We start from the raw sequence: 5,361 nt of genomic DNA, 5'->3' as shown, positions 1-5,361 counted from the left end.
ACCCCAACGATGGATCATTGAACGTTCATGGAGTTGGCTAGACAAATGTCGGCGACTTTGGAAAAACTGTGAACGCGCCCTTAACAGCAGTCTTCAAATGGTTGTATTGGCCTTCCTGAAGATAGTTCTTAAAAGATACTAGACAGGTTCTCAGAACTGCTCATTGCTGCACTTGTCTGTTTCTTGTCAGACTCAATTGTGTCTTGGCTAATTGCCGCTTGTCCGCTCGCATCGTTCTGGTGTGAGGATGGATCGGATTTTGGCGCCGCACGGTCATGTTCGGTGATGTTTGTCTCACCGTTGTCGGCTACAGGGACAACGGCGCTGCCGACCTGGGTCAGCATCAACATCGCCAACATGACGATATTGATCAACTTCTTAGGCATCTGTGCGCCTCCTTCCATTGTTTCCGGCGTCTCTCTTCTTCCAACATCAGCTTAACAAGTTGACCCCGCGCAAAGGAATGATAATGTTCGTTATTTAACAAGATATTTTTAACAGTGCATACTTATTGACATTATAGGTATTAATCTGTACATATAATGTAAAAAGCTCTATTTATAGGTAAATAAGGTCTTCAAACCCAAAAGCAACCTTGAAACAGCCGGCGTATTGCCAGTAAGTTCCAATACTACTTATAGGTTATTTATTCAACTAATTAGTTTAAGCTTTGATGATTTTCCCAACTGCAATTGGTAAAGTAACGTGGGCATCGTAGTTCATGACAGTTCCTTGAACAGTAGCCGGTAGCTTCAAGGTATCCGGCACACCATGAATATAAATGACCCTTTTATCGAGCTGCAAATCGTCACTGCCAAAAGCGGCTTTAAACGCTGTCTGCAATTCCTTCAGATCAACGAGTTTGTCATAAGCATAGTGACCTTCTGCATCAGCCACTGGGTAACTGTCATTTGGCACATGCATCTTGGCCGGTTCAGCGTCAAATGGCACCATCGTTGTACCGGAAACCGGTTCTGTTTCTGGCAGATCAACGAAACCGTCACCGTTAGCATCTTGTGCCGCTGTGGCGATTTCTGCTGGCTTACCATCCGGGAATCCGTGGAAATGTTCCCAATGCTGCACATTAGCAGGTGTATCAAACATATCGATATGAATCTTCATTTGCGCACCATCAATCGTGAACGTCGCGGCACCGTGCGGCGCGGTGCCAATCTTCTCAGCGTTCAATGGCACGATTTCTGCTGTATACTTTTCAGCCATGCAAACCACTCCTTTTAGATTTAGACTCAGTTTCAGTATAGTGCTAACTGGAACGACTCACAATCTATTGCATTTCAAAAGTGAGGTTGCAAGATTATTTGGCCAATTGCAATAACCGTTGGCGCAAAAAGGTAATAATATCACACCGCACCGGTGTTAGTTAGCAAATCAAAAACTATTATTTAGAATATAATTCGGACTTATTTTCTTGCTTCTATTGCTCTTTCAATCCGCCCCTCATCATAAAGCCGCAATACAAAATACATCCCCACATAAATAACCAACGGAATCCAAACATAATTCAAATTAATCATGGTGAGAGTTGCGGCATTCTGGGTTCGATTGGCAACGTAACCCGAAAAGTGAAACAAACCAGCTGTAATCAAGCCGCCAACACCAAGGCCGACGTTAACGCCAAAGTCATCCGTTGAAGCCAGAATTCCCTCGGCTTGGATCCCCATGCTGGCACCATAACGGATTGTGTCAGCAATCATGATTCAGACGAGGCCGATAATGATCCCATTGCCAATCGAGTTAATCAAGACACCGCCAAACAAGAACCACAGTATTTTGGTATAAACCCCAACCGCAATCACGGCTTGACCAACCAGCGCCATTAAAATACCGCGAAGCATCGTTTGCTTCTTACTGCGAACCTCGGTAATTCGAATGATCAGCAATACCCCGATTAACGCTGCCAGGGTAAAACTGTTAGCTAGTGGTACCAGATTTTCGTTTCCCACCGTATATTTAAAATAGTAAATGGTTGTCTGATTCTTAATTGCCGTCACCAGCCAGTACATGAGAATCACGATTGACATAACGATCCATGGCTGATTATGTTTCAACATTTTTAGGACAGTTGTTAACGGTTGATGGGCAATTTCAGGATTCGCGAACCGTTCGCGAACATGGACAAACGTGTTGATAATCAAAAGAAATGAAATCAGGCTAAACACGATGATTGTGCCCAAGAACCCTTTTTGCTGATTACCGTGGCCGAAGAACGCAACCAAGGGTAATGTGAATACCGCCACCACAATTTGAACCGAACTGCCAAAGAATTGACGAATGACACCCAACAACGTCAACTCACGAGTATTCTGCGACATCGTTGGTAAGATTGACGTGATTGGCAGATTAACAGCCGTATACAGAAATCCAAGGCCTAAATACGTCACATATGCGCAGATTAATTTACCATTATACGAAAAGTTAGGCGTCACAAAGGTGAGAACCGCAAAAATAACGTAAGGTAACGAATACCAGAGGAAGAACGGTCGGCTCTTGCCAAACCGTGAATGTGTGTGATCAATCATGATCCCGATGACAAAACTTTCAACAACGTCAGCTACCCGCGCCACGACAAATAAAATGGCCACCGCGCTTGGTGTCAGTCCATAAACATCCGTGTAAAAGAATAGCAAATAGGTCGTCATCATTTGAAAGACTAAATTATCGGCGGCATCACTTAAGCCGTAACTAATTCGTTCGGGCCACCGTGTTACCCATTTCGTCGTGCTTTTCATCCCATCATCGCCTTTAGCGAAATTGTTAATCAACTTTATCGTACTCTAAAATTAGTTCTCATGATATAGATTCTACACAATTTGGATGTAAGCTGATTCCTGAGACAACTTTTAAGTAAAGAAAATAGGGCCCCCTTTCAGTTAACATGTGCTAACCAAAAGGGGGCCCTATTTTCTTTTAATACCGTATTTCACACGGTATCGAATAAAGGTCGTCCGTTTAATACCTGTATTTCGGGACACATCAATGTCACTCATGCCAGCTCGATAAAGCTTAAAAGCATGTTGCAAACGGGGATCATCTTTGGCATATTGGGGTTTGCGCCCATGATATTTACCCTGCTGCTTAGCTAAGGCAATCCCTTGTTGCTGGCGCTCAATGATTCGCTTACGTTCACTTTCGGCCTGATACTTATAGAGTTCAATAATCAAGTTGGTCATCAGTTGACGTAAATTTGGGTCAGCAATCCCTGTCATGGACGGTAAATTCAACACATCTAGGGTGGCACCCTTATTTTGAATGGAGTTCATGATCTTAGTCAAATCATGGTTGTTTCTGCCTAAGCGATCTAATTCAGTGACCATTACAATATCACCCTCACGAATATAGGCCAGCATTTTTTGCAGTTCTGGCCGATTAGTGTTAGCCCCACTTAATTTATCCGTAAATAATTTATCAATGTCTTTTAAAGCCGCTAACTGTCGATCTAAATGTTGCTCCTTGGAACTCACACGCGCATAACCGATTTTAGCCATTTCCAATTCTCCTTTTGGACAGTTCTAATGAACACTTGTAATTCCTAGTATAGAACAGAAATAAAAACGGCCACTAGGGTATACTCTAATGGCCAGATTGATTTAGTCAAACAAAAATTTTAATTGGTTTCTTATAAGTGCATATAATTCCATCATCACTACCTGTCGTGCTATAATTATGGTAAAGGTGGTGATGATTTGCGATTTATATTTAAGGCATTAATAGTAGTTGTTATTATCTTTGCATTTCCTTTATCCATAGTTCTTGTCTTTAAAAATTGGTCAACGGTCATTGGTACTAGTACACCCATGTCATTAAAGCTTGGTTGGTTGGAGCAGTACGAACCGATATACCTTTTTTGGAGTGGAGTAATTCTGGCGGTACTGTTAATTATTTTTTTGCTTATCACACTTTTTTGGCCACGGTCACAATCATTATATCTTCATCAAAAGTCTGATGGTCAAGTGACCATCAGTAAGAAAGCTATTGAACATTTTGCTCTTTCAGCACTTCAACATGAACCCTTTATTGGCAACCCCAAGGTATCAGCTAAGTTATCACGAAAAGGGATCACACTTAAAATATCGGGTGATCTACTAAATTCAGTCAATGCCAAGAAACAGACTGCAAATTTTCTTAATCAATTAAAAAAAGATTTGCGTATTTGTCTTGGAATTTCTGAACAGAAAAAAATTAAAATCAGACTCGTTGATTTTAATGAGTTGGACGCTAATGTGCACCAATCTCGAGTTGTCTAGGAGGTGATAACGTGACCGAACTCATTAAAGCCTATTTTTGGCCACTAATTGGTGGAATTATGGGATTGCTCTTAGCGGTCCTTATCATCACTTTTGGATTTTTCAAGACGCTTTTTGTTTTGATTTTTATGGCAATCGGGATTACCGCGGGTTATTATATTCAAAAAACTGGTATCTTAACAAATGTTTTTAAATAACTGTTTGAATTATAAGGAGGAAAAATTATGCAGAATGGAACGCCAAGTGAGAAAACAACAACTAACGAAAAGTCTGGTGTTAAAGGCAATTTAACATTTGATGATAAGGTTATTCAAAAGATCATTGGTATCGCACTTTCTGAAGTAGATGGCTTATTAACCGTAGATGGCGGTTTTTTCGCAAATGTTGCTGGAAAATTAGTTAATACTTCAGATGTCACATCAGGAATTGATGTAGAGGTTGGAAAAAAGCAGGTTGCAGTGGATCTCGACATTGTTGCTGAATACGGCATTGATATTTCTAAACTGTATGACAAGATCAAAAATGTTATCGTTCGGGAAGTAAAGAATATGACCGAATTAGAAGTAATTGAGGTAAATGTGAATGTTGTTGATATCAAGACAAAGGAGCAATATGAAAAAGATTCGACTTCTCTGCAAGATCGCGTGAGCGATGCCACAGACAAAACGAAGGAAGCCGTCATTAAGGGCGCAAAGAAATCGAAGGAAACATTAGGTGACAGCGTTGATAAAGTAACGTCTGACAATCAATCTAGTCGTGTTAACTAAGGGAGTGAGTAAATATGGGACTTATTTGGTCATTAATCGTCGGGGCAATCATTGGTGCCATTGCTGGCGCAATCACTAACCGTGGTGCTGCTATGGGCTGGATTGCAAACATCGTAGCTGGTTTAATCGGTGCGTGGATTGGCCAAGGTCTCCTTGGCACTTGGGGCCCTTCGTTAGCTGGTATGGCCATTATTCCGTCAATTATAGGCGCAATAGTTGTTGTAGCAGTAGTTTCTTTCTTTTTAAGTCGTAGCACAAGATAAATTTTTCCCTATATGTTAAACTTTTTAACAATCTTTTAAATGAATCCATGGTTGTTATTGGGGAAG

Annotated in this window: 7 protein-coding genes and 2 pseudogenes; 5 read left to right on the top strand and 4 right to left on the bottom strand. The window is 41.1% G+C overall.

All coding sequences use genetic code 11. The features are described 5' to 3' along the window. Nucleotides 1–142 (top strand): transposase (locus tag GSO_RS17240; protein WP_155807539.1); only part of this gene is annotated, 142 nt, incomplete at its 5' end. A gap of 4 nt (nt 143–146) precedes the next feature. On the opposite strand, the pseudogene GSO_RS13935 reads toward GSO_RS17240, so the two are convergent. The 4 genes and pseudogenes from GSO_RS13935 to GSO_RS13920 form a co-directional block, all read right to left on the bottom strand. Further along, nucleotides 147–386 (bottom strand): annotated as a pseudogene (locus GSO_RS13935) (hypothetical protein); the annotation flags it as partial. 277 nt (nt 387–663) lie between these two features. Beyond that, nucleotides 664–1,221 carry a hypothetical protein gene (locus GSO_RS13930; RefSeq protein ID WP_003567312.1) on the bottom strand — a complete coding sequence of 186 codons (558 nt, stop codon included), beginning with the start codon at nt 1,219–1,221 and terminating at the stop codon, nt 664–666. A 200-nt stretch (nt 1,222–1,421) separates the two neighbouring features. Then, nucleotides 1,422–2,750, bottom strand: a pseudogene (locus tag GSO_RS16110) (glycoside-pentoside-hexuronide (GPH):cation symporter). Between the two features lie 168 nt (nt 2,751–2,918). Then, on the bottom strand, nt 2,919–3,506 hold the full coding sequence (locus GSO_RS13920) for a recombinase family protein (RefSeq protein ID WP_010493335.1): 588 nt from the start codon (nt 3,504–3,506) through the stop codon (nt 2,919–2,921). A 198-nt stretch (nt 3,507–3,704) separates the two neighbouring features. Here GSO_RS13920 and amaP point away from each other — a divergent pair, with 198 nt between their 5' ends. From amaP to GSO_RS13900, 4 genes are read left to right on the top strand one after another with little or no spacing between them, the layout of a single operon-like run. Further along, nucleotides 3,705–4,265 carry an alkaline shock response membrane anchor protein AmaP gene (gene amaP, locus GSO_RS13915; RefSeq protein ID WP_010493334.1) on the top strand — a complete coding sequence of 187 codons (561 nt, stop codon included), beginning with the start codon at nt 3,705–3,707 and terminating at the stop codon, nt 4,263–4,265. Nucleotides 4,266–4,276: 11 nt separating this feature from the next. Further along, nucleotides 4,277–4,462, top strand: coding sequence for a DUF2273 domain-containing protein (locus GSO_RS13910; protein ID WP_003596522.1), 186 nt, complete (start codon nt 4,277–4,279; stop codon nt 4,460–4,462). Between the two features lie 27 nt (nt 4,463–4,489). Next, nucleotides 4,490–5,032, top strand: coding sequence for an Asp23/Gls24 family envelope stress response protein (locus GSO_RS13905; RefSeq protein WP_003606266.1), 543 nt, complete (start codon nt 4,490–4,492; stop codon nt 5,030–5,032). 14 nt (nt 5,033–5,046) lie between these two features. After that, nucleotides 5,047–5,295 carry a GlsB/YeaQ/YmgE family stress response membrane protein gene (locus GSO_RS13900; protein WP_003596526.1) on the top strand — a complete coding sequence of 83 codons (249 nt, stop codon included), beginning with the start codon at nt 5,047–5,049 and terminating at the stop codon, nt 5,293–5,295. Nucleotides 5,296–5,361: the final 66 nt, after the last annotated feature.

It is taken from the genome of Lacticaseibacillus zeae DSM 20178 = KCTC 3804 (assembly GCF_000260435.1).
Lineage (GTDB): Bacteria > Bacillota > Bacilli > Lactobacillales > Lactobacillaceae > Lacticaseibacillus > Lacticaseibacillus zeae.
This window is presented reverse-complemented; position numbering and strand designations above follow the sequence as displayed.

Excerpts from the sequence above, each read along its gene's own strand:
- GSO_RS13930 (WP_003567312.1), bottom strand. The coding sequence starts at position 1,221 with ATGGCTGAAAAGTATACAGCAGAAATCGTGCCATTGAACGCTGAGAAG.
- GSO_RS13920 (WP_010493335.1), bottom strand. The coding sequence starts at position 3,506 with ATGGCTAAAATCGGTTATGCGCGTGTGAGTTCCAAGGAGCAACATTTA.
- GSO_RS13905 (WP_003606266.1), top strand. The coding sequence starts at position 4,490 with ATGCAGAATGGAACGCCAAGTGAGAAAACAACAACTAACGAAAAGTCT.
- GSO_RS13900 (WP_003596526.1), top strand. The coding sequence starts at position 5,047 with ATGGGACTTATTTGGTCATTAATCGTCGGGGCAATCATTGGTGCCATT.